Genomic DNA, 22,580 nt, shown 5'->3' with positions numbered 1-22,580 from the left:
GCGTCCCGTACGCCCGGTTCAGTCCGCCGCCGGCACGTGCTCCGCGGCCGTCCGTACGTCGATCTCGCGCCAGAATCCCGCCCGGATGGCGTACCGGTCGTGTTCGTCGATCTGGTCGTCCTTGTGCGCGAGCAGTCCGAAGCGCGCCGCGTACCTCAGCAGCTCGCCGTCGATGCGGTGCGGGATCCGCGGGTACATGCCCGACAGCTTCTGGAGCTGGCCCTGCTCGCCGAGGCGTCCCATCCACCGGCGGGCGAAGACCTGCCCCACCTCGTACGGGTCGCCGCCGACGGTGGTGATGTCCTCCTCGCGGTCGGCCCACCGCTGCTCGGCCGTGGTGAGCTGCGCGAGCGTCGGCATCGCGGCGACCTCGGAGGGCTCGGCGGCGATCCCGGGGCGGTCGACCCAGCCCTTGTCGGAGGACCAGCGCAGGGTCGCGGTGGTGGGGTGCTGGACGGCCTGGGCGCCGGGTGCGCGCAGGGCGGCCAGGTCCTTGGGGGTCGGCACGCCCCCCTTGGGTGCGGGGACGCGCTCCTCGGCGCCGATCTCGGAGGTGCCGGCCGCGGAGGCGTGCTCGGGCTCCTCGACGCCGCGTTCGGCGGCGCGGGCGAGACCGGAGTCGGGCAGCGGCGCGGAGAGGATCGCGGCGATCTCGGGCCGGGGCGCGGGCGGCGGCGCGCAGGCCCCGCCGAACTCCTTGGCGCGTACGGCCTTGGTGATCCAGGTGCGGTCCAGGACACGGCGTTCGTCGGCCTCGGCGACCAAGTCCTCGGACTGGTTGTAGTCGCCGTCGGCGGCCTGGACGGCCCACAGGTGGACGGCGACGCCGTGCTCCTTGGCGGCCATCATGCCCGGCAGCAGATCGCCGTCGCCGGTGACGAGCACGACGTCGGAGCAGGCGCGGTTGCGGGCCAGTTCGGTCAGCTCGGCGTGCATGGCGGCGTCGACGCCCTTCTGGGCCCAGCGGCCGTCGCTGCGGGTCAGTGCGCCCAGCCGGACGGTGACCCGGGGCATCACGCGCAGTCTGCGGTGTTCGGGCTGGGGGACGCGGTCCGGGGCGCCGTCGAACCAGTAGATGCGCAGCAGCGGTCGCTCGGTCTCGGACTCGGCCTGTTCGCGCAGCCCCTGGACGAGGGCGGAGTGGTCGACGGTGATCCGCGATCGCGAGGGCTCTCCGGCGAGGAGGCTGGCGGCGGCCCCCAGCAGATACCCGGCGTCCACCAGGACGATGCAGCGGTCCACACGACTCACCCTCTTTCCGGGAGGTTTGCTTCGGGCTTTCTTCGAGTCTGCCCGACCACGCGGAGGTTAACGGCCGGAACTCGATCTTCGGCGTGGCGTTTCGGGGGCTTGCGCTACGACAACCCCTGTTACAGACGGTAATTATCCGAAATGCGTTGTAAGTCAGCCTATGTGAGTCTGGTCCCGTCGATGGCCCCCAGACCCTCCCAGGAGGCAGATCACCATGGCCAAGAACAAGAAGCAGGAACGTAAACAGCCGCAGTCCGAGCGTGGCCAGCAGGCGGCGCAGCAGTCCTCGATGGAGTCGCAGGCCGAGCAGCGCATCGCACAGGTGACGCCGGCCGACGTCGCCCGCAAGGGCCGGCAGAAGCGCTTCGGCCACAACTGACATCCGGGCGACGGGCCGTTGCGCCCGGACGCACCGAGGGGCGCATCCGGTACCGGATGCGCCCCTCGCAGGTTTTTCTCCCGTTCCTGTCCCGCGCTCAGCCGGCCAGGCAGGACGGGCCGAGCAGCACCTTCAGATCGCCGAACAGCGCGGGATCGGGCTTGACCCGGTGCCGGTCCAGCCGCAGGACGGTCGTCTTGGTCGGGCCCTGGAGCCTGATCCGGACCTCGCTGTCACCCCGGTGGTGCGTGAGGATCTCCCCGAGCCGGTTGATCATCGGCGGAGTGACCCGGGTGGCCGGGATGGTGAGGATCACGGGCGCGTTGGTGCCCGCGTTGGACAGGTCGGGGACCTGGAGCTCCATGGCGACGAGCCGCGGCACGTCCTCCCGCTTGTCGAGGCGGCCCTTGACGAAGACGACGGCGTCCTCGACGAGTTGGGTCGAGACGAGCTGGTAGGTCGCCGGGAAGAACATGCACTCGATGGAGCCCGCGAGGTCCTCGACGGTGGCGATCGCCCAGGCGTTGCCCTGCTTGGTCATCTTGCGCTGGAGACCGGAGATGATGCCGCCGATGGTGACGACCGCGCCGTCCGCGTGCTCGCCGCCGGTGAGCTGGGCGATGCCCGCGTCGGCCTTGTCGGACAGCACGTGCTCCAGGCCGAAGAGCGGATGGTCGGAGACGTACAGACCGAGCATCTCCCGCTCCTGGGCGAGCAGATACGTCTTCTCCCACTCGTCGGTCGTGAACTCGACGTCGAGTCCGAAGCCGGGCTCGCTGGTCTCCTCCTCGCCCATGCCGCCGAAGAGGTCGAACTGGCCCTCGGCCTCCTTGCGCTTGACCGCGACCACGTTGTCGATCATCGGCTCGAAGTGCGCGGTGAGGCCCTTGCGGGTGTGCCCCAGAGTGTCGAACGCGCCCGCCTTGATCAGCGACTCCGTGGTGCGCTTGTTGCACGCGACCGCCTCGACCTTGTCGAGGTAGTCCGGGAAGGAGGCGTACTTGCCCTTGGCCTTGCGGCTCCTGATGATCGACTCCACCACGTTGGTGCCGACGTTGCGCACGGCTTCGAGGCCGAAGAGGATCACGTCGTCGCCCTGCGCGGCGAAGTTGTGCACCGACTCGTTGACGTTGGGCGGGAGCACCTTGATGCCCATGCGCCGGCACTCGTTGAGGTAGACGGCCGACTTGTCCTTGTCGTCCTTGACCGAGGTGAGCAGTCCGGCCATGTACTCGGCGGGGTGGTTCGCCTTCAGGTAGGCGGTCCAGTACGAGACCAGGCCGTACGCGGCGGAGTGCGCCTTGTTGAAGGCGTAGCCGGCGAAGGGGACCAGCACGTCCCACAGCGCCTGGATCGCCTCGTCGCTGTAGCCGTTCTTCTTGGCGCCGGCCTGGAAGATGGTGAAGTTCTTCGCCAGCTCGTCGGGCTTCTTCTTGCCCATCACGCGGCGCAGGATGTCGGCCTCGCCGAGGGAGTACCCGGCGATGATCTGGGCGGCCTTCTGCACCTGCTCCTGGTACACGATCAGGCCGTAGGTGACGGCCAGCACCTCTTCGAGCGGCTCCTCGAGCTCCTTGTGGATCGGGGTGATCTCCTGGAGCTTGTTCTTGCGCAGCGCGTAGTTGGTGTGCGAGTCCATGCCCATCGGGCCGGGACGGTAGAGCGCGGAGACGGCGGAGATGTCCTCGAAGTTGTCGGGCTTCATCAGGCGCAGCAGCGAGCGCATGGGGCCGCCGTCGAACTGGAAGACGCCGAGCGTCTCACCGCGCTGGAGCAGTTCGAAGGTCTTCGGATCGTCCAGCGGCAGGGCCAGCAGGTCGAGGTCGATGCCCTTGTTGGACTTCACCATCTTGACGGCGTCGTCCATGATCGTCAGGTTGCGCAGGCCGAGGAAGTCCATCTTCAGCAGGCCGAGCGACTCGCACTGCGGGTAGTCCCACTGCGTGATGGTCACGCCGTCCGTGTGGCGCACCCAGATGGGGGCGTGGTCGACGATGGGCTCGCTGGACATGATCACGCCGGCCGCGTGCACGCCCATCTGCCGGACCAGGCCCTCGACGCCCTTGGCGGTGTCGATGACCTTCTTGACGTCCGGCTCGTTCTCGTACATCGCGCGGATCTCGCCCGCCTCGCTGTAGCGCGGGTGCGAGGGGTCGGTGATCCCGTTGAGGTCGATGCCCTTGCCCAGGACGTCGGCGGGCATCGCCTTGGTGAGGCGGTCGCCCATGGCGTACGGGTAGCCCAGCACGCGCGCGGAGTCCTTGATCGCGTTCTTCGCCTTGATCTTGCCGTAGGTGCCGATCATGGCGACCTTGTCGGCGCCGTACTTCTCCGTCACGTACCGGATCACCTCGACGCGCCTGCGCTCGTCGAAGTCGATGTCGACATCGGGCATGGAGACGCGCTCGGGGTTGAGGAACCGCTCGAAGATCAGACCGTGCGGGATCGGGTCGAGGTCGGTGATGCCCATCGCGTAGGCGACGATCGAGCCGGCCGCGGAACCACGCCCCGGACCGACCGCGATGCCCTGGTTCTTCGCCCACATGATGAAGTCGGCGACGACGAGGAAGTAGCCCGGGAACCCCATCTGGATGATGACGTCCATCTCGTACTCGACCTGCTTCTGCCGGTCCTCGGGGACGCCGCCCGGGAAACGGCGGTTCATCCCCAGGCGCACCTCCTCCTTGAACCAGGTGATCTCGGTGAAGCCGTCGGGGATGTCGAACTTCGGCATGAGGTTCTTCGCCTCGAACATGCCGGAGGTGTCGATCTGCTCGGCCACCAGGAGCGTGTTGGCGCAGCCCTCCTGCCAGGCGTCCGAGGAGTCGATGGCGTACATCTCGTCCGTGGACTTCAGGTAGTAGCCGGTGCCGTCGAAGCGGAAGCGGTCGGGGTCCGAGAGGTTCTTGCCGGTCTGGATGCACAGCAGCGCGTCGTGCGCCGTCGCCTCGTGCGCGTACGTGTAGTGCGAGTCGTTGGTGACCAGCGGCGGGATGCCGAGCTTCTTGCCGATCTCCAGGAGGCCGGCGCGGACCCGGCTCTCGATCTCGATGCCGTGGTCCATCAGCTCCAGGAAGTAGCGGTCCTTGCCGAAGATGTCCTGGTACTCGGCGGCGGACTTCAGGGCCTCGTCGAACTGGCCGAGGCGCAGCCGGGTCTGGAGCTCGCCGGAGGGGCAGCCGGTGGAGGCGATGAGGCCCTCGGACCACTGGGAGATGGTCTCCTTGTCCATCCGGGGCCACTTCTGGAGCCAGCCCTCGGCGTACGCGTCCGAGGAGAGCCTGAAGAGGTTGTGCAGGCCCGTCGCGTTCGCCGCCCAGATCGTCTTGTGCGTGTAGCCACCGGAACCGGACACGTCGTCGCGCTTCTGGTGCGGCTGACCCCACTGGATCTTGCGCTTGTTGCGCCGCGACTCGGGGGCGACATACGCCTCGATCCCGATGATCGGGGTGACTCCGGCCTTCTTCGCGGTGTGGAAGAAGTCGTACGCCCCGTGCAGGTTGCCGTGGTCCGACATGGCGATGTGGGTCATGCCCATCTCGTTGCACGCGTCGAACATGTCCTTCAGCCGCGCGGCACCGTCCAGCAGCGAGTACTGGGTATGGACGTGCAGGTGCGTGAACGGCGGCTTTGACACGGCTGCGGCCTCCAAGGGAAACATACGTCGACAGGTGTCCCACGGGTTGCGGGCGGTCCGGGGGACAGCGTCGAAGTCTATGCCTCGCGACTGACACCCAGCCTCGTTCCCCACGTACCTTCACAGGGGGTCGTGGGCACTTTCGTCCGGCCCCGCCCGTTGGAGACGACAGAAACGCTGTCGTACATGTCATGCACCAGGAGGCACCAGGCGATGTCGGTTCCGCAGCTCAACGACGAGCACCGCGGCGAGGAGATCCTCGCCGTCTTCGACACCGCGTTCGGCCAGCTCCTGGCCGCCGACCCGGCCGCGTTCCGGGTGAAGTTCCGCAAGATGGCGGCCTCCGCGTTCGCGTTCTACCGGGGTACCGCGGGCCTCTTCTACCACGATGTCGACGCCGAGAAGCGGGGCGGCCCGTTCCTGGACGAGCGCACCTCACGCGTGTGGATCCACGGCGATCTGCACGCGGAGAACTTCGGCACCTACATGGACGCGACAGGCCGGCTGATCTTCAACGTCAACGACTTCGACGAGGCGTACGTCGGCCCGTTCACCTGGGACCTGAAGCGCTTCTCCGCCTCGATCGCCCTCATCGGGTACGCGAAGGCGCTCGGCGACGAGCAGATCAGCGAGCTGGTGGAGGTGTACGCGGGCGCCTACCGGGAGCGGATCCGGGCGCTGGCCACCGGCGCCAAGAGCGACGAGGTGCCGCCCTTCACCCTGGACACCGCGCAGGGCCCGCTCCTCGACGCGCTGCGCGACGCCCGGTCGCTGACCCGCTTCGGGCTGCTGGACTCGATGACGGAGATCCGGGACTTCGAGCGCCGCTTCGCCGACGGCGGCGGCTCCATCGAGCTGGACGCCGCCACCCGCTACAAGGTGCTCGCGGCCTTCGACGGCTATCTGGAGACCCTGCCGGAGACCTCCCTGGCCCGCCCGGACTCCTACCGCGTGAAGGACGTCGTCGGCCGCCGGGGCATCGGCATCGGCTCGGCCGGCCTGCCGTCGTACAACATCCTCCTCGAGGGCCACAGCGACGCCCTGGAGAACGACGTCGTGATCTACATCAAGCAGGCCCAGACGCCGGCCGTCTCCCGGCACATCACCGACCCGGCGATCCGCGACTACTTCCAGCACGAGGGCCACCGCACGGTGATCTCCCAGCGCGCCCTCCAGCAGCACGCCGACCCGTGGCTGGGCTGGACCGAGCTGGGCGGCGCCGGGCAGCTGGTCGCCGAGGTCTCGCCGTACGCGGTCGACCTGGACTGGGGCGACATCGACGACCCGGAGGAGATCGCGGGCGTCGTCGCCGACCTGGGCCGGGCCACGGCCACGATGCACGCGGCGGCGGACGACACCTCCGGCGAGTCCCTGGTGCCCTTCTCCACCGAGCGGGCCATCGACGCGGCGATCGCGGCCGACGAGGAGGGTTTCGCCCCCCTTCTGGTCGACTTCGCGCACACGTACGGCGCCCGCGCGCGTGCCGACCACCAGATCTTCGTCGACCTGTTCCGCAACGGCCGGATTCCAGGTCTCTAACGGTCGCCTGCTCACAGAGACCCTTTAGGGGTCTCCTACAGGAGCACGTGGCACACTCTCCTCCGCTATGGACATATCCGGGACCCGACTCAGAGCCGTACGCGCGGCGCTGTTCACGGCATGCGTCGTGACGCTCAGCACCGCGTCGCACGTGCTGCTGTCCCGGGCCCCGCTGCCGCTCAACACGGTGGCCGCCGTCGCGGCCGCCGTGTTCGCCCTCGCCTATGTCCTCGCCGGCCGCGAGTGCGGCTTCGGGCGGATCGCCGCCCTGCTGATCCCGCTGGAGCTGGCGGCCGACACCGTCTTCACCACCGGCCAGCACGTTTGCTACGGCCGGGCGGGCGGCCCGGTCGCCGGCCCGCTGGCCTCGGTCGGCTGGGACGTGCTCTGCGGCGACGGCACACCCGTCGGCACCCCGCTGGCCCAGGTCACCGGCACCGGCACCGGCACCGACCAGCTGGGCGGCCTCCTCGCCCACCCCGACCCGGCCGCCGCGTGGCTGCTGCTCGGCGCGCACCTGTGCGTCGGCCTGATCGCGGCCGCCTGGCTGCGCCGGGGCGAGCGGGCCCTGGCCCAGCTGCTGCGGGCCGCGACCGCGACCACCTTCCGGCCGCTGCTGCTGGCCGTCGCCGCCGTGAACGTACGACGCGTCCCGGCCACCCGCCGCCTGCCGCGGCCCACCCGCCGGTCGACCACCGTCCGTGAGCGGATTCTCGTGCACTCCCTGGGACGGCGTGGACCGCCGTGCTCGCCCGTCGCGGTCTGACCGGACCCTCCCGTCTGTACAGGCCCGGGCGCCCGAGCATCACCCCGTCCCACAGTCCCCACACGAACTTCCGCGTACGACGTGTGCGCGTCCCTTTTGGAGAACACCATGAGCAAGCGGAACAGCGCGGCATCGAAGACGGCGGCCCGCGAGCGGCTGCGCGTCGAGCGTGAGCGCGAGGCCAAGCGGGCCAAGACCAGGCGGCAGATCATCGTCGCCTGCTCGGTCGTCGCCGTCCTCGCCGCGGCCGGCGGCATAGGTTACGCGGTCGTCCAGGCGAACAAGCCCGGCTACTGGGAGGACGCCGCGAAGGCCAAGCTGGTCAAGCCGGCCAACACCACCGGCACGAAGGGCACGACGGTCGTCATGGGCAAGGCGACCGCCAAGAAGACGCTCGTGATGTACGAGGACCCGCGCTGCCCGATCTGCGCCCAGTTCGAGCAGACGGTCGGCGCGACGGTGAAGAGCGACTACGACGCCGGCAAGTTCAAGATCCAGTACGTCGGCGCCAGCTTCCTCGACAACAGCCTGACCGGCGAGGGCTCCAAGAACGCGCTCAGCGCCCTGGGCGCCGCTCTCAACGTCAGCCCCGAGGCGTTCCTCGAGTACAAGACCGCTCTCTACTCGGCGAAGTACCACCCCGAGGAGACCAGCGACAAGTTCAAGGACGACGCCTACCTGATCAAGGTCGCGGACACGGTCTCCGCCCTGAAGGGCAACAGCAAGTTCCAGACCGCCGTGAAGAACGGCACCTACGACCGGTGGGCGCTGGAGATGTCCAAGACGTTCGACAAGAGCGGCGTCACGGGCACCCCGACCCTGAAGATGGACGGCAAGACGCTGACCGGCTCCGACGGGAAGAACGCCCCGATGACGGTCGCCGACTTCACCGCGGCGGTCGACGCGGCCCTCAAGGGCTGATCGGCCTCCGATCCGACACTCCGAGGAAGAGCGGGCGAACTTTTGACAGTTCGCCCGCTCTTTGCCGTACTGGTCAGTAATCTGATCGTCCGTGACCAGTCGATACAGATCCTCCGAGAGCGCCGACACCTCGTCAGAGCGCCCCAACTCGCTGTCGCCGCGCCGCCGTACGGCGCTCAAGGCCGTGGCCGCCACGGCCGTGCTGGCCGGCCCGCTCGCCGCCGCGCTGCCGGCCAGGGCCGCCGAGGCCCCCGTCTTCCTGCACGGCCTCGCCTCCGGCGACCCGCTGCCCGACGGCGTCCTGCTGTGGACCCGGGTGACGCCCACCGCCGAGGCGATACCCGGCTCCGGGCTCGGTCCGGACACCGAGGTGAGCTGGGTCGTCGCCACGGACAAGGCACTGACGAACGTGGTCGCCAAGGGCTCCACCACCGCCTCCGCCGCGACCGATCACACCGTCAAGGCCGACATCCGCGGTCTCGCGCCCGCCACCGACTACTGGTTCCGCTTCTCGTCCGGCGGCACCGACTCCCCGGTGGCGCGTACCCGCACCGCGCCGGCGGCGGACGCGGCCGTCACCGGCCTGCGCTTCGGCGTGGTCTCCTGCGCCAACTGGGAGGCCGGCTACTTCTCCTCGTACCGTCACCTCGCGGCCCGCGGCGACCTGGACGCCTGGCTGCACCTCGGCGACTACATCTACGAGTACGGCACCGGCGAGTACGGCACGCGCGGGACCGTCGTACGGCAGACGGCGCCCACGCACGAGATCCTCACCCTCGCCGACTACCGCACCCGGCACGGCAAGTACAAGACCGACCCGGACCTCCAGGCCCTGCACGCGAAGGCGCCGGTCGTCGCCATCTGGGACGACCACGAGTTCGCCAACGACACCTGGTCGGGCGGCGCCGAGAACCACACCGAGGGCACCGAGGGCGCCTGGCCGGCCCGTCAGGCGGCCGCCAAGCAGGCCTACTTCGAGTGGATGCCGGTCCGACCGGCCATCGCCGGCACCACCTACCGCCGGCTGCGCTTCGGCAAGCTCGCCGATCTGTCCCTGCTGGACCTGCGGTCCTTCCGCTCGCAGCAGGTCGCCGTCGGCAACGGCACCGTCGACGACCCGGACCGCACGCTCACCGGACGCGCCCAGCTCGACTGGCTGAAGGCCGGGCTGAAGGCGTCCGACACCACCTGGCGGCTGGTCGGCAACTCGGTGATGATCTCGCCGTTCGCGATCGGCTCGCTCTCCGCGGACCTGTTCAAGCCGCTGGCCAAGCTGCTCGGCCTGCCCCAGGAGGGCCTCGGCCTCAACACCGACCAGTGGGACGGCTACACCGACGACCGCCGCGAACTCCTCGCCCACCTGCGCTCCAACGCCATCCGCAACACCGTCTTCCTGACCGGTGACATCCACATGGCGTGGGCCAACGACGTGCCGGTGGACGCCGGGACGTACCCGCTGTCGGCCTCGGCGGCCACGGAGTTCGTGGTCACCTCGGTGACCTCCGACAACCTCGACGACATCGTGAAGGTCCCGGAGGGCACGCTCACCGCGGTCGCCTCCCCGATCATCAGGGCCGCGAACCGGCACGTCCACTTCGTCGACACCGACCGGCACGGTTACGGCGTCCTGGACATCACCGCCGAGCGCGCGCAGATGGACTACTACGTGCTGTCCGACCGCACCAGCACCACCGCGACCTCCGCCTGGTCCCGCTCGTACCGCACGCGCAGCGGCACGCAGAAGATGGAGCGGACCTACGACCCGGTCTAGATCAAGGCCTCGATCCGGGTCCGGATTCGGGTCCGGGTCCGGATTCGGGTCCGGACCCGCCTAGAGCGCGTCGAGGAAGCCGAGTGCCACCCGCCAGGTGGCCTCGGCCGCCTCCTCGTCGTAGTCGGGCAGGCCGGGGTCGGTGTACAGGTGCCCGGCGCCCGCGTACCGGTAGACCTCCACGTCGGCGCCCGCTCTGCCCATCTGGAGATACCAGGCGCTCAGCCAGTCGTCGGTCTCGAACTGGTCCGGCTCCGCGACATGCAGCTGCACGGGGAGGCCGTCCACCGAGACGTTCGGCGCGAGGTCCGAGGTGCCGTGCAGGAGGAGCAGGCCGCGCGCCCTGGCGTCGCCGAGGGCGAGGGTCTGCGCGATCGACGCGCCGAGCGAGAACCCGGCGTACACCAGCCCGCGCTCCGAGTAGGGCGCGGCGGCCAGGACGGCTCTCTTCAGCAGCTCGTCCTTGCCGATCTCCTCGTTGTACGCCATGCCCTCCTCGACCGTGTCGAACGTGCGTCCCTCGAAGAGGTCCGGCGTCCACACCTCGTGCCCGGCGGCGCGCAGCCGGTCCGCCGCGGCGCCCACCGCGGGCCGCGGTCCATAGGTCGAGTGAAAGAGCATGATGTTCATGCGCCCATGGTGCCAGCCTGCACCGACAACGCCGTGCGTGCGCCTCCTCACACAAACCGCATGTTCAGGACCCCTCCGACCCGGTTACGTTCGAAGGCATGGAGAACCTGCTCCGCCCCGTGATCGTGGTCGGCGGTTCGGTCGTGCTGACAGTCCTCATCGGCTGGGCCACCGACCGCCTGCTGTGCAAGGCCGACCAACGGCACCCCGAGACCCCGATGTGGGGTCTGCTGCGCCGTGGCCGCATCCCCTATCAGCTCGTGCTGTGCGCGGCGATGCTGAGAGGGTCGTACGACGCCGCCCGGTTGCTGGAGGAGCATCGGACCGGCATCGGTCAGTTCCTCACCCTGGTGCTGATCGGCTCGGCGGCCTGGCTGGTGATCAGGATCGCGGCGGCGATCGTCGAGACCTCGTACTCGCGCTACGCGCGCATGCACCGCGACGCGGCCCGGGTCCGGCGGGTGCGGACCCAGGTGTCGCTGATCATGCGGGTGGTGTCGGCCGTCGTCGGGGTGGTCGCGGCGGCCTCGATGCTGCTGACGTTCCCGCCCATGCGCGCGGCGGGCGCGTCCCTGCTGGCCTCGGCCGGGATCCTCGGCATCGTCGCCGGTGTGGCCGCCCAGTCGACCCTGAGCAACATGTTCGCCGGCCTTCAGATCGCCTTCGGCGACATGGTGCGCATCGGCGACACGGTCGTGGTGGACGGCGAGTGGGGCACGGTCGAGGAGATCACCCTGACCTTCCTGACCGTGCGGACCTGGGACGAGCGCCGGATCACCATGCCGGTGTCGTACTTCACCTCGAAGCCCTTCGAGAACTGGTCGCGCGGCACCCCGGAGATGACCGGCATCGTCTACTGGCACGTCGACCACGCGGCGCCGGTGGAGGCGATGCGCGAGAAGCTGCGCGACATCCTGCGCGAGTGCCCGGCCTGGGACGGCCGCGCCTGCGGGCTCGACGTCACCGACACCACGCCCAACACCATGCAGGTGCGGGCCCTGGTCACGGCGAAGGACGCCGACGACATCTGGACGGTGCGGGTCAGGGTCCGCGAGGAGATGATCCGCTGGCTGTCGAAGGAGCACGCGTACGCGCTCCCGCGGGTCAACACGGCCGACGCCGCGCTGCCCCCGGGCCGCCTGCCCGCCCAGTCCTCGTCCCCCGACGGCACGGCCCGCCGCGTCTACGAGCCGCCGCGGACGGGCCGCTGACCGGCGGACGCCCCGTTCCGCACCGCCGTCGATCCGGACGGCCTGCGAAGTGAGGTGACCGACGCCCGGGGAAGGCCGGCCAGTACGGCATGGCGGCCATGTCCCCGGGCGTCCCGGCGCGTCCAGTGAAAGTCTCTCCGACAGGCCGCTCACCTCGCGCCGGCTCGACGGCGGCCCCGGAGAACACCGGGGCCGACCGTCGCCGGCGCTCCCGGTCGCCGGTCGCCCTCGCCCAGCCGTCGGCCGACCTCGACACGCCGTCACTGAGCTGAACACCGCCACGACGACCCACTCCGCCGGTCACCTCACTTCAGACTGCGCACGTCCAGATGCCGCAGCACCCGGTCCACGATCTCCGGGTCGGCGCCCGGTTCGCTGCGCGCCCCGACCACCTCGTGCCGGGCCGCGCTCAGCATCTCCGCCTGGATCCGCCGTACCCGCTTCAGCCTGCGCACCCGCTGATCGTGCCCCTCCCGCCGTTCGTCCTCCCCGACGTCCGGGCTGATCCGCAGTCCGATGTCGAAGGCCCGCCGCAGCATCTGCTCGGACAACTCCTCCGACAGATTCTCCTCGGCCTCGATCTCCCGCAGCCGCCGCTTCGCCGCCTTCGCCGCCCGGACCGCGAGCTCCTTCTCGAACTCCTTCTCCCGGTCGGTGTCCGCCTGCACGCCGAGGCGCTTCACCAGCCACGGCAGGGTCAGTCCCTGAAGCACCAGGGTCGCCATGATCACGCCGAACGCGATGAAGATGATCTCGTCCCGGTCGGGAAAGGGCCCGCCGTCGTCGGTCTTCAGCGGCACGGCCAGCGCCAGCGCCACCGAGGCCACCCCGCGCATCCCGGACCACCACATGACGAGGGTCTCCCGCCAGTTCGTCGGAATGTCCTCCAGGTGGTCCTGTCTGGCGTGCAGCCGTTGCGTCAGCCAGGTCGCCGGCAGCAGCCACAGCAGCCGTACGACGACGACCACGACCACGATCACCGCCGCCCAGCCCAGCATCTCCCCCCACCGCCCGGACGCCGTCCGGAGGGCGTTGTGCAGCTCCAGGCCGATCAGCCCGAACGCGACGCCGGTGACGAGGGTGTCGATGATGTCCCAGAAGGTGTGGCCGGCCAGCCGGGTCAGCACGTCGTCGGGATCGGTGGCGTACTCGGCGAGGAAGAGGGCCGTGGTCAGGACGGCCAGCACCCCGGACCCGTGGAACTCCTCCGCCAGCACGTACGAGGCGTACGGCACCAGGAGCGTCAGCCCGATCTGCAGCGTCGTGTCCCCGAGGACGTCCAGCAGCCGGTTCGCGCCCCAGCCGAGCGCCACACCCACCGCCACGGCCACCACCGCGGACAGCACCAGGTCGAGACCGGCCTTCCACGGCGAGAACGAGCCGCTCACGGCCGCGGCGATCGCGACGTGGTAGAGCACGATGGCCGTGACGTCGTTGAACAGCCCTTCGCCCTCCAGGATGGACACCAGCCGGCGGGGCAGCCCGAGTTGTCCGGCCACGGCGGTGGCGGCCACCGGGTCGGGCGGCGCGACCAGCGCGCCCAGCGCCACGGCGGCGGCGAGCGGCAGCCCCGGCACGATCGTGTGGGCCACCGCCGCCACGCACACCGTGGTGACGAAGACCAGCGCCACGGCCAGCAGGAAGATCGGCCGCACGTTCGCCGCGAACTGCCGCCACGAGGTCCGCCGCACCGCCGCGTACAGAAGGGGCGGCAGCAGGAGCGGCAGGATCAGGTCCGGCGGGACGTCCACGTTGGGTACGAACTCGAGCACCGCGAGGACGATCCCGAGCAGCGTCATGAGGACCGGGGCGGGCAACCCGAACCGGTCCCCGACCGGGACGCTCACCACGGCCCCGAGCAACAGGACGAACAACAGGGCCAGCTGGTCCACGGTCAGCGCTCCGGTCTAGACGATCAAGAACATCCAGACCTCCAGCGTCGCACGAGCGCCGTCCGCTACAGAGAACGCCGCATGGACCGGTGCGGAATCCCCGCCTCCATGTCCTCCGGCCCGTACGCCACGTACCCCAGCCGCTCGTAGAACCCCAGCGCCTGCGTCTGTGCGTGCAGATCCACGGCCACGAGCCCCCGCGCCCGTGCCGCCTCCTCGATGCCCCGCACCAGCGCGACCCCGACGCCCAGCCCGCGGGCCTCGCGGTTCACGGCGAGCCGCCCCAGCGAGCCCACCGACAGGTCGCCGCCGGTCCTGCCGGCGGCCGCCTCGCCGTACAGCAGCCGCCCGGTGCCGAGCGGCAGCCCGTCCTCCCGGACCGCCAGCACATGGACGGCGCCGGGGTCGTGCTCGTCGTACTCGATCTCCTCGGGCACGCCCTGCTCGCCGACGAAGACCTCCTTGCGCACCGCGAAGCACGCCTCCAGGTCGGCGGGGTCCTCGGCCACCCGCACCGTGTACCCGTGGGGGCCGCTCATCCGTAGGTCTCCTCGCGGACCCGCTCCAGGGCCTTGGCCAGGTCCTCGGGGTAGTCACTGGCGAACTCGGCCCACTGGCCGTCCCCGGGGTGCTCGAAGCCCAGCCGCACGGCGTGCAGCCACTGCCGGGTCAGGCCCAGCCGCTTGGAGAGCGTGGGGTCGGCGCCGTAGGTCAGGTCGCCGACGCAGGGGTGGCGGTGGGCGGCCATGTGGACGCGGATCTGGTGCGTACGCCCCGTCTCCAGCTTCACGTCCAGCAGGGAGGCCGCGCGGAAGGCCTCGATCAGGTCGTAGTGCGTGACGGACGGCTTGCCCTCGGCCGTGACCGCCCACTTGTAGTCGTGGTGCGGGTGCCGGCCGATGGGCGCGTCGATCGTGCCGCTGGTCGGGTCGGGGTGACCCTGGACGAGCGTGTGGTAGCGCTTGTCGACCGTGCGCTCCTTGAACTGGCGCTTGAGCGACGTGTACGCCCGCTCCGACTTGGCGACCACCATCAGCCCCGAGGTGCCGACGTCGAGGCGGTGCACGATGCCCTGGCGCTCGGCGGCACCGGAGGTGGAGATGCGGTACCCGGCGGCGGCGAGCCCGCCGATGACGGTCGTCCCGCTCCAGCCGGGCGACGGGTGCGCGGCCACGCCGACCGGCTTGACGATCACGACCACGTCGTCGTCGTCGTGCACGATCTCCATGCCCTCGACCGGCTCGGCGACGATCTGCACCGGCGGCGGCGCCGGCGGCATCTCGACCTCCAGCCAGGCACCACCGATCACCCGCTCGGACTTTCCGACCACCGAGCCGTCGACCGTGACCTTCCCCGCCGCGGCCAGCTCGGCGGCCTTCGTACGGGAGAAGCCGAACATGCGGGAGATGGCGGCGTCTACGCGCTCGCCCTCCAGGCCGTCCGGCACGGGCAGGGTGCGGGTCTCGGGAATCGTGCTCACCCGTCGAGTATGCCGGACGGCGCCGGTACCGCCGTACGGCCCTGTGGACAACCGCCGGGCGGTCAGTCCTTGTGGACGGTCCCGTCCGGGTCCAGACCCTTGAAGGACAGCAGCACGATCAGGATGCCGCCGCAGACGATCGCCGAGTCGGCGAGGTTGAACACGGCGAAGTGCTTCGGGGCGATGAAGTCCACGACCGCGCCCTCGAAGACACCCGGCGCGCGGAAGATCCGGTCGGTGAGGTTGCCCAGCGCGCCGCCGAGCAGCAGCCCCAGGGCGATCGCCCAGGGCAGGCTGTAGAGCTTGCGGGCGAGCCGGGCGATCACCACGATCACGGCCGACGCGATCACCGTGAAGATGATGGTGAAGGCCTCGCCGAAGCCGAAGGCCGCGCCCGCGTTGCGGATGGCCTCGAACTTCAGCCAGTCCCCGATGATCTCGATCGGCGCGTGATGCTCGAGCCTGGCGACCACGATCATCTTGCTCACCAGGTCGATCACGTACGCGAACGTGGCGACGGTGAAGAGCACGGCGATCCGACGCTTGCCCCTGGGCCGCGCCTCGGTGCTCTCCTGCCCGTCCGGGCCGGACGACTGCTCCGGCTCGGATCCCGCCTCTGGGGTGTCCGGCGTACCGATGACGCGCTCCGCCTCTGCCACGTGAGTCCCTCAACCTAGGTACCTGACTGAGGACGAGGGTACGGCACACCCCCCGGCAGCCAGGTGATCAGTACCGGCGCTCCTGCTTCTGCTTGCACTCGACGCACAGAGTGGCCCTCGGGAAGGCCTGCATCCGGGCCTTGCCGATGGCCTGGCCGCAGTTCTCGCACAGGCCGTAGGTGCCGGCGTCCAGCCGCTCCAGGGCGTGTTCGGTCTGCACCAGCATCTCGCGCGCGTTGGCGGCCAGCGCCAGCTCGTGTTCCCGCGTGATGTTCTTCGTCCCGGTGTCCGCCTGGTCGTCCCCGGCGCCGTCCCCCGAGTCCCGCATCAGTCCCGTCAGCGCCGCCTCCGAGGCGGCGAGCTCGGCCCGCAGCCGCGCCTGCTCGGACTGGAGCTCCGCGCGGGCCTCCTCGGCCTCCTCCGGCGTCCACGGTTCCTCGCCGGGGCGCACCGCGAGCTCGCCGGGCTCCACCGCCGCGAGGCGCGCCTTGGGGACGGCGGTCTTCGCCGCCGTGGCCGTACCCGGAGTCTTCTTCGCAACCACAGTCGTGGCTCCCGTCTGCTCCGCGGCCGAGGCCGCGCCCACCTTCTTGGCCGTGCTCTTCCTGCCCGCACTCGTCGCGGTCACGCCTTCGGCGCCGGCGATCTTCTCGGCCGGCGCCTTCTCGGCGGTCGCCTTCGTGGCGGCCGCCTTCCTCGCGACGGTCTTCTTCGCGGTCGTCGTGTCCGCCGCGGCGACCTTCTTCTCCGGGGCCTTCCTGGCGGCCGCCTTCCTGGTGACGGCCTTCTTGGCGGCCGCCTCAGTGGCCGCCTTCTTCACCGCGTTCTTCTTGGCGGCGCTCTTCTTCGCGGCGGGCGCCTTCCCGGCCGGTCCCGGCGGTTCCTCCGCCGGGACCGGATGCGGCACCGCAGCCTGCGCCGCTTCCTCCTCCACAGGTCTTCGGCCCGCCGCCTTCTTGGCGGCCGCCTTCTTCCCCACCCCGGCAGCGGCGGACCGTACCGTCTTCACGGCTCCGTCGTGCTCGGCCGCGCCGCCGGAGGCACCGGAAGCACCGGAAGCACCAGGGGAACCGGAGACGCCGGAAGCGCCGGAGGCGCTCGTGGAGCTGCCGGACGCAGACTGCTGTACGGCGGTCTTCTTCGCCACCATGGCCGCGGCCCCTTCACATATTGTGATCTTGCACGCGAATCGTGCTGGGACGATAAATCGACTTGGGGCCCGCGGCAACGGGGCGCACCGCCCGATTCGCCCGCCTCGCGCACGCCACGCGGCAAGCCTGCATCCGTTGTGCCCAGCTCCCCGCCGGGTAATCCGCCGAGCCGGACATCCCGGAATCCGAACGCCCATACCATCACAGAAAGCCACCATTCGGGTCATCACGAGCCGACCCGGCGTCCGGGCCCCACGCCCCCGAAAACCCGTCGGCCGCTGTCGTCGGGGAGCCGTACACTGGGCGGAGCGAAAAGCGTGGATGGGGACGAGTAGCGGCGTACGCAGCCCAGAGCGACCCGGGGACGGTGGAAGCCCGGGGGCCTGCGCGACGTGAAGATCACCCCGGAGCCGCCGGAAGAAAGCCGCAGCCGACAGGCGGCGGCCGGTAGAACCGGCATCGCGACCCCAATGAGGGGGCTCACCGGCGCGTGGAGCGCACCGGAGGGCCAAGGAGGGTGGTACCGCGGGAGCGCGCCGCACATGGCGTAGACAGACAAGTCGGCTCTCGTCCCTCCGACGGAAGGCAGTATGTCCGCCGGAGGAAGCTCGTTGAACACGCAGCCGCAGTACCGCCAGGTGCCCGCCCAGGTCGACCTGCCCGCCCTCGAGCACGCGGTGCTCGACTTCTGGCGCGAGCAGAAGATCTTCGCCAAGAGCCTGGAGCAGTCCGAGGGGCGCCCCGAGTGGGTGTTCTACGAGGGCCCGCCCACCGCCAACGGCATGCCCGGCGCCCACCACATCGAGGCACGCGTCTTCAAGGACGTGTTCCCCCGCTTCCGCACCATGCGCGGCTACCACGTGGCCCGCAAGGCCGGCTGGGACTGCCACGGCCTCCCGGTGGAGCTGGCGGTCGAGAAGGAGCTGGGCTTCTCCGGCAAGCAGGACATCGAGGCGTACGGCATCGCCGCCTTCAACGACAAGTGCCGTGAGTCCGTGCTCCGCCACACCGACGCGTTCTCCGAGCTGACGACCCGCATGGGTTACTGGGTCGACCTCGACGACGCCTACGTCACGATGGACCCCGAGTACATCGAGTCGGTCTGGTGGTCCCTGAAGGAGATCTTCGACAACGGCCTGCTGGTCCAGGACCACCGCGTCGCCCCCTGGTGCCCCCGGTGCGGCACGGGTCTGTCGGACCACGAGCTGGCCCAGGGCTACGAGACGGTCGTCGACCCGTCCGTGTACGTCCGTTTCCCGCTCACCTCCGGTCCGCTCGCCGGCGAAGCCGCCCTCCTGGTCTGGACGACGACGCCCTGGACGCTGGTCTCCAACACGGCCGTGGCCGCGCACCCCGAGGTCCCCTACGTCGTGGCGACCGACGGCCGGGAGAAGCTCGTCGTCGCCGAGCCGCTGGTCGCCAAGGCGCTCGGCGAGGGCTGGGAGACCACCGGCCAGACCTTCACCGGCGCCGAAATGGAGCGCTGGACCTATCAACGTCCGTTCGAGCTCGTGGAGTTCCCGGAGCCCGCGCACTACGTGGTGAACGCCGAGTACGTCACCACCGAGGACGGCACCGGTCTGGTCCACCAGTCCCCCGCCTTCGGTGAGGACGACCTCAAGGTCTGCCGCGCCTACGGCCTGCCCGTCGTCAACCCGGTCCGCCCGGACGGCACCTTCGAGGAGTCCGTCCCGATGGTCGGCGGCGTCTTCTTCAAGAAGGCCGACGAAAAGCTCACCGAGGACCTCCAGCAGCGCGGACTCCTCTTCCAGCACATCCCGTACGAGCACAGCTACCCGCACTGCTGGCGCTGCCACACCGCGCTCCTCTACTACGCGCAGCCGTCCTGGTACATCCGCACCACGGCCGTCAAGGACCGCCTCCTCCAGGAGAACGAGAAGACCAACTGGTTCCCGGACACGGTCAAGAACGGCCGGTACGGCGACTGGCTGAACAACAACATCGACTGGGCGCTCTCCCGCAACCGCTACTGGGGCACCCCGCTGCCGATCTGGCGCTGCGAGGACGACCACCTCACGGTCGCCGGCTCGCGCGCGGAACTCACCGAGCTCACCGGCACCGACCAGTCCGGGCTGGACCCGCACCGCCCGTACATCGACGCGGTCACCTTCGCCTGCCCCCAGGAGGGCTGCGGGCGGACGGCCACGCGCGTGCCGGAGGTCATCGACGCCTGGTACGACTCGGGTTCGATGCCGTTCGCGCAGTGGGGCTACCCGTACAAGAACAAGGAACTCTTCGAGTCCCGCTACCCGGCGCAGTTCATCAGCGAGGCCATCGACCAGACCCGCGGCTGGTTCTACACGCTGATGGCCGTCGGCACGCTGGTCTTCGACAAGTCGTCGTACGAGAACGTCGTCTGCCTGGGCCACATTCTCGCCGAGGACGGCCGCAAGATGTCCAAGCACCTGGGCAACATCCTGCAGCCGATCCCGCTGATGGACCAGCACGGCGCCGACGCGGTCCGCTGGTTCATGGCGGCCGGCGGTTCCCCGTGGGCGGCCCGCCGGGTGGGCCACAACACCATCCAGGAGGTCGTCCGCAAGACGCTCCTGACGTACTGGAACACCGTCGCCTTCCAGGCCCTGTACGCCCGTACGTCCGGCTGGGCGCCCAGCGGGGCCGACCCGGCCCCGGCCGACCGCCCGGTCCTGGACCGCTGGCTGCTCTCCGAACTCCACGCGCTCACCGACCAGGTGACGCAGGCTCTGGAGGCGTACGACACCCAGCGCGCCGGCAAGCTGCTCTCCGCGTTCGTCGACGACCTGTCCAACTGGTACGTGCGCCGCTCCCGTCGCCGCTTCTGGCAGGGCGACAAGGCCGCGCTGCGCACCCTGCACGAGGTCGTCGAGACCGTCACCAAGCTGATGGCCCCGCTGACGCCGTTCATCACCGAGCGGGTCTGGCAGGACCTCGTCGTGCCGGTCACCCCGGACGCGCCGGGCTCGGTCCACCTGGCCGCCTGGCCGGAGGCCGACCTCTCCGCGATCGACCCGGAGCTGTCGAAGCAGATGGTCCTGGTCCGCCGCCTGGTGGAGCTGGGCCGCGCCACGCGCGCGGAGTCGGGCGTCAAGACCCGCCAGCCCCTGAGGCGCGCCCTGATCGCCGCGAGCGGCTTCGACGCCCTCGACCGCGAACTGCACGGTCAGATCACGGAGGAGCTCAACGTCGAGTCGCTGGCGTCCCTCTCCGAGGTCGGCGGCAGCCTGGTCGACACGACCGCCAAGGCCAACTTCCGCGCCCTGGGCAAGCGGTTCGGCAAGCGCGTCCAGGACGTGGCCAAGGCCGTCGCGAACGCCGACGCGGCCGCGCTCTCCCTCGCCCTGCGCGAGGGCACGGCCTCGGTGGAGGTCGACGGCGAGACGATCACTCTGGCCCCCGACGAGGTCATCATCACGGAGACCCCGCGCGAGGGCTGGTCGGTCGCCTCCGACTCCGGCGCGACGGTCGCCCTCGACCTGGAGATCACCGAGGAGCTGCGCCGCGCCGGCCTGGCCCGGGACGCGATCCGGCTGATCCAGGAGGCCCGCAAGAACAGCGGCCTCGACGTCGCCGACCGCATCGCGCTGCGCTGGACGGCGACCGACCCGGCGACCGCCGACGCCCTGTCCGGTCACGCCGGCCTGATCGCCGACGAGGTCCTCGCCACGGACTTCGCCCAGGGTGAGGCGGACGACACATACGGCGCCGCGTTCACGGACGACGGCCTCACGCTGACGTTCCGCCTGCGCAAGGCGTAAGCACGGTCCGCGAAGGGCCCGGCTCCCCTCGGGGGGCCGGGCCCTTCTCGTGTCCGGCCGTCCGGCGCGCGGATCCGGGGCGGACTCGGCGGGCTCGCGACGGGCCCACGAGGGCGAGCCCCGTGATCGCCGTCGACGCGCGCAAAAGGGCGGGACCCCGGATGGTGATCCGGGGTCCCGCCCTTTGAACGCTGCCGACGCCTAAGGCGTACTACAGGCCGTCAGTTGTCATCCTCGTCGATGAGGAAACCACGCATCGGCGAGGGCGCCTGGCCCATCGGCGACGGGCCCTGCGGCCGTACCGGCGCCATCGGCTGGGTCATCGCCGGGGACATCTGCTGCTGCCCGCCGTAGGACGGAGCCGCCGGGCCGGGAGCACCCATGCCCGGGTTGCCGCCGTAGGACTGGGCACCGGCCGGGGCCATGGAAGGCGCCGGGGACGGCGGCAGCGAAGCCGTGGCCGGGGTGCGCGGCGGAGCGAGCGAGTCGTCGGCCTGGGTCTCCAGCTGACGCAGCTGGGACTCGAGGTAGGACTTCAGACGCGTGCGGTACTCGCGCTCGAAGCCACGCAGGTCCTCGACCTTGCGCTCGAGCGTGGCGCGAGCGGACTCCAGGGAGCCCATCGCGACGCGGTGCTTCTCCTGCGCGTCCCGCTCCAGGGCGTCGGCCTTGGCGCGGGCGTCCCGCTCCAGACCCTCGGCACGCGAACGCGCCTCACCCACGATCTTGTTGGCCTCGGAACGGGCCTCGGCGATCGCCTGGTCGGCGGTCTGCTGGGCCAGCGAGAGGACACGGGCGGCGCTGTCGCCACCGGGGCCCTGACCGGGGCCGCCCATCGGACCGCCCATGGGGCCGCCCATCGGACCGCCCATCTGCTGCTGCATGGGGGGCTGACCGCCCATACCCTGGCCCATCGGACCCTGACCCATGGGGCCCTGGCCCATCGGACCCTGGCCCATCGGGCCCTGACCCATGGGGCCTTGACCCATCGGACCCTGGCCCATCGGACCCTGGCCCTGCGGACCACCCTGACCGCCGTTGGGACCGGCGGGCAGCTGCGGGGCACCGCTCGGCAGCTGGGGCGGGCCACCCATGGGGCCACCCATCTGCTGCTGCGGCGGGCCCGATATGCCGGCGGGCACCGGAGCGCCCGGACCTCGCATGCCCTGCGGAGGCATCCCCTGCTGGGGCATGCCCTGCTGCTGCATACCGCCCTGCTGCATGCCGCCTTGCTGCATACCGCCCTGCATGCCGCCTTGCGGGGGCATGCCACCCTGCTGCTGGTCCTGTTCGGGCGGCTTGCGCATGTTCTGCTGGTTCTGGGCAGCAGCGCGCGTGGCCGCGGCCAGTTTGGCCCGCAGGTCCTCGTTCTCACGAAGCAGGCGGGTCAGTTCGGCTTCGACCTCATCGAGGAAGGCATCGACCTCGTCCTCGTCATAGCCTTCTCGGAGGCGGACGGTCGTGAACTGCTTGTTCCGCACGTCCTCGGGGGTCAACGGCATCTCTTCACCTCAACGTAGTCGTCGGCATCGGCA

16 protein-coding genes are annotated in these 22,580 nt (G+C 70.5%); 7 read left to right on the top strand and 9 right to left on the bottom strand.

The genetic code is table 11. The features are described 5' to 3' along the window. Positions 1 to 18: 18 nt before the first annotated feature. A complete protein-coding gene (locus tag OG440_RS27700; RefSeq protein WP_406009496.1) occupies positions 19 to 1,242 on the bottom strand; it encodes an NYN domain-containing protein in 1,224 nt (407 codons plus the stop codon). Positions 1,243 to 1,465: 223 nt separating this feature from the next. Here OG440_RS27700 and OG440_RS27695 point away from each other — a divergent pair, with 223 nt between their 5' ends. Beyond that, positions 1,466 to 1,630, top strand: a complete 165-nt coding sequence (locus tag OG440_RS27695) for a hypothetical protein (RefSeq protein ID WP_020129908.1) — start codon at positions 1,466 to 1,468, stop codon at positions 1,628 to 1,630. 97 nt (positions 1,631 to 1,727) lie between these two features. Here the strand turns inward: OG440_RS27695 and dnaE are convergent, their stop codons facing one another. Continuing rightward, positions 1,728 to 5,267 (bottom strand): DNA polymerase III subunit alpha, encoded by a 3,540-nt coding sequence (gene dnaE, locus OG440_RS27690; protein ID WP_406009495.1) that lies wholly within the window; start codon positions 5,265 to 5,267, stop codon positions 1,728 to 1,730. Between the two features lie 213 nt (positions 5,268 to 5,480). Here dnaE and OG440_RS27685 point away from each other — a divergent pair, with 213 nt between their 5' ends. From OG440_RS27685 to OG440_RS27670, 4 genes are all read left to right on the top strand, one after another. Further along, positions 5,481 to 6,806 (top strand): DUF2252 domain-containing protein, encoded by a 1,326-nt coding sequence (locus OG440_RS27685; protein WP_406009494.1) that lies wholly within the window; start codon positions 5,481 to 5,483, stop codon positions 6,804 to 6,806. Between the two features lie 67 nt (positions 6,807 to 6,873). Then, the gene (locus OG440_RS27680; RefSeq protein WP_406009493.1) at positions 6,874 to 7,572 is read left to right on the top strand and encodes a hypothetical protein; all 699 of its coding nucleotides are present in this window, start codon (positions 6,874 to 6,876) and stop codon (positions 7,570 to 7,572) included. A 108-nt stretch (positions 7,573 to 7,680) separates the two neighbouring features. Beyond that, positions 7,681 to 8,493: a thioredoxin domain-containing protein gene (locus tag OG440_RS27675; protein ID WP_406009492.1), complete on the top strand. Its 813-nt coding sequence runs from the start codon at positions 7,681 to 7,683 to the stop codon at positions 8,491 to 8,493. A 91-nt stretch (positions 8,494 to 8,584) separates the two neighbouring features. Continuing rightward, positions 8,585 to 10,264, top strand: a complete 1,680-nt coding sequence (locus tag OG440_RS27670; protein WP_406009491.1) for an alkaline phosphatase D family protein — start codon at positions 8,585 to 8,587, stop codon at positions 10,262 to 10,264. Between the two features lie 60 nt (positions 10,265 to 10,324). On the opposite strand, the gene OG440_RS27665 is transcribed toward OG440_RS27670, so the two are convergent. Next, positions 10,325 to 10,894, bottom strand: a complete 570-nt coding sequence (locus tag OG440_RS27665; protein WP_406009490.1) for a dienelactone hydrolase family protein — start codon at positions 10,892 to 10,894, stop codon at positions 10,325 to 10,327. Between the two features lie 98 nt (positions 10,895 to 10,992). Between OG440_RS27665 and OG440_RS27660 the strand changes: the two genes are divergently transcribed. Continuing rightward, entirely contained in the window at positions 10,993 to 12,105 is a 1,113-nt protein-coding gene (locus OG440_RS27660) for a mechanosensitive ion channel family protein (RefSeq protein ID WP_406009489.1), read from the top strand. A gap of 305 nt (positions 12,106 to 12,410) precedes the next feature. Here OG440_RS27660 and OG440_RS27655 read toward each other — a convergent pair whose 3' ends face one another. The 5 genes from OG440_RS27655 to OG440_RS27635 all read right to left on the bottom strand — a co-directional run bounded on the left by OG440_RS27655 (position 12,411) and on the right by OG440_RS27635 (position 17,286). Next, complete coding sequence (locus tag OG440_RS27655) at positions 12,411 to 13,997, bottom strand: Na+/H+ antiporter (protein WP_406009488.1); 1,587 nt, start codon at positions 13,995 to 13,997, stop codon at positions 12,411 to 12,413. A gap of 65 nt (positions 13,998 to 14,062) precedes the next feature. Then, on the bottom strand, positions 14,063 to 14,536 hold the full coding sequence (locus tag OG440_RS27650) for a GNAT family N-acetyltransferase (RefSeq protein WP_406009487.1): 474 nt from the start codon (positions 14,534 to 14,536) through the stop codon (positions 14,063 to 14,065). Continuing rightward, entirely contained in the window at positions 14,533 to 15,477 is a 945-nt protein-coding gene (locus tag OG440_RS27645) for an RluA family pseudouridine synthase (protein ID WP_406009486.1), read from the bottom strand. The genes OG440_RS27650 and OG440_RS27645 overlap by 4 nt, the downstream gene beginning before the upstream one ends. A 62-nt stretch (positions 15,478 to 15,539) precedes the next feature. Beyond that, positions 15,540 to 16,136: a signal peptidase II gene (gene lspA, locus OG440_RS27640; RefSeq protein ID WP_406009485.1), complete on the bottom strand. Its 597-nt coding sequence runs from the start codon at positions 16,134 to 16,136 to the stop codon at positions 15,540 to 15,542. A gap of 67 nt (positions 16,137 to 16,203) precedes the next feature. After that, positions 16,204 to 17,286, bottom strand: coding sequence for a TraR/DksA family transcriptional regulator (locus OG440_RS27635; protein ID WP_406009484.1), 1,083 nt, complete (start codon positions 17,284 to 17,286; stop codon positions 16,204 to 16,206). A 612-nt stretch (positions 17,287 to 17,898) separates the two neighbouring features. On the opposite strand from OG440_RS27635, the gene ileS reads away from it, so the two are divergent. Further along, complete coding sequence (ileS, locus tag OG440_RS27630) at positions 17,899 to 21,045, top strand: isoleucine--tRNA ligase (RefSeq protein ID WP_406009483.1); 3,147 nt, start codon at positions 17,899 to 17,901, stop codon at positions 21,043 to 21,045. A 221-nt stretch (positions 21,046 to 21,266) separates the two neighbouring features. Here the strand turns inward: ileS and OG440_RS27625 are convergent, their stop codons facing one another. Continuing rightward, entirely contained in the window at positions 21,267 to 22,547 is a 1,281-nt protein-coding gene (locus tag OG440_RS27625; protein WP_406009482.1) for a DivIVA domain-containing protein, read from the bottom strand. Positions 22,548 to 22,580: the final 33 nt, after the last annotated feature.

This window comes from Streptomyces sp. NBC_00637 (assembly GCF_045161545.1).
Classification (GTDB): Bacteria; Actinomycetota; Actinomycetes; order Streptomycetales; family Streptomycetaceae; genus Streptomyces.
Note: the sequence above shows the minus strand (reverse complement) of the source record. Positions and strands in the feature narration are given on the sequence as shown.

What these genes read in the sequence shown, in the direction of transcription:
- OG440_RS27680 (WP_406009493.1), top strand. Translation starts at nt 6,874, where the DNA reads ATGGACATATCCGGGACCCGACTCAGAGCCGTACGCGCGGCGCTGTTC.
- OG440_RS27675 (WP_406009492.1), top strand. Translation starts at nt 7,681, where the DNA reads ATGAGCAAGCGGAACAGCGCGGCATCGAAGACGGCGGCCCGCGAGCGG.
- OG440_RS27625 (WP_406009482.1), bottom strand. Translation starts at nt 22,547, where the DNA reads ATGCCGTTGACCCCCGAGGACGTGCGGAACAAGCAGTTCACGACCGTC.
- OG440_RS27660 (WP_406009489.1), top strand. Translation starts at nt 10,993, where the DNA reads ATGGAGAACCTGCTCCGCCCCGTGATCGTGGTCGGCGGTTCGGTCGTG.
- OG440_RS27635 (WP_406009484.1), bottom strand. Translation starts at nt 17,286, where the DNA reads ATGGTGGCGAAGAAGACCGCCGTACAGCAGTCTGCGTCCGGCAGCTCC.
- OG440_RS27650 (WP_406009487.1), bottom strand. Translation starts at nt 14,536, where the DNA reads ATGAGCGGCCCCCACGGGTACACGGTGCGGGTGGCCGAGGACCCCGCC.
- OG440_RS27665 (WP_406009490.1), bottom strand. Translation starts at nt 10,894, where the DNA reads ATGAACATCATGCTCTTTCACTCGACCTATGGACCGCGGCCCGCGGTG.
- OG440_RS27695 (WP_020129908.1), top strand. Translation starts at nt 1,466, where the DNA reads ATGGCCAAGAACAAGAAGCAGGAACGTAAACAGCCGCAGTCCGAGCGT.
- OG440_RS27685 (WP_406009494.1), top strand. Translation starts at nt 5,481, where the DNA reads ATGTCGGTTCCGCAGCTCAACGACGAGCACCGCGGCGAGGAGATCCTC.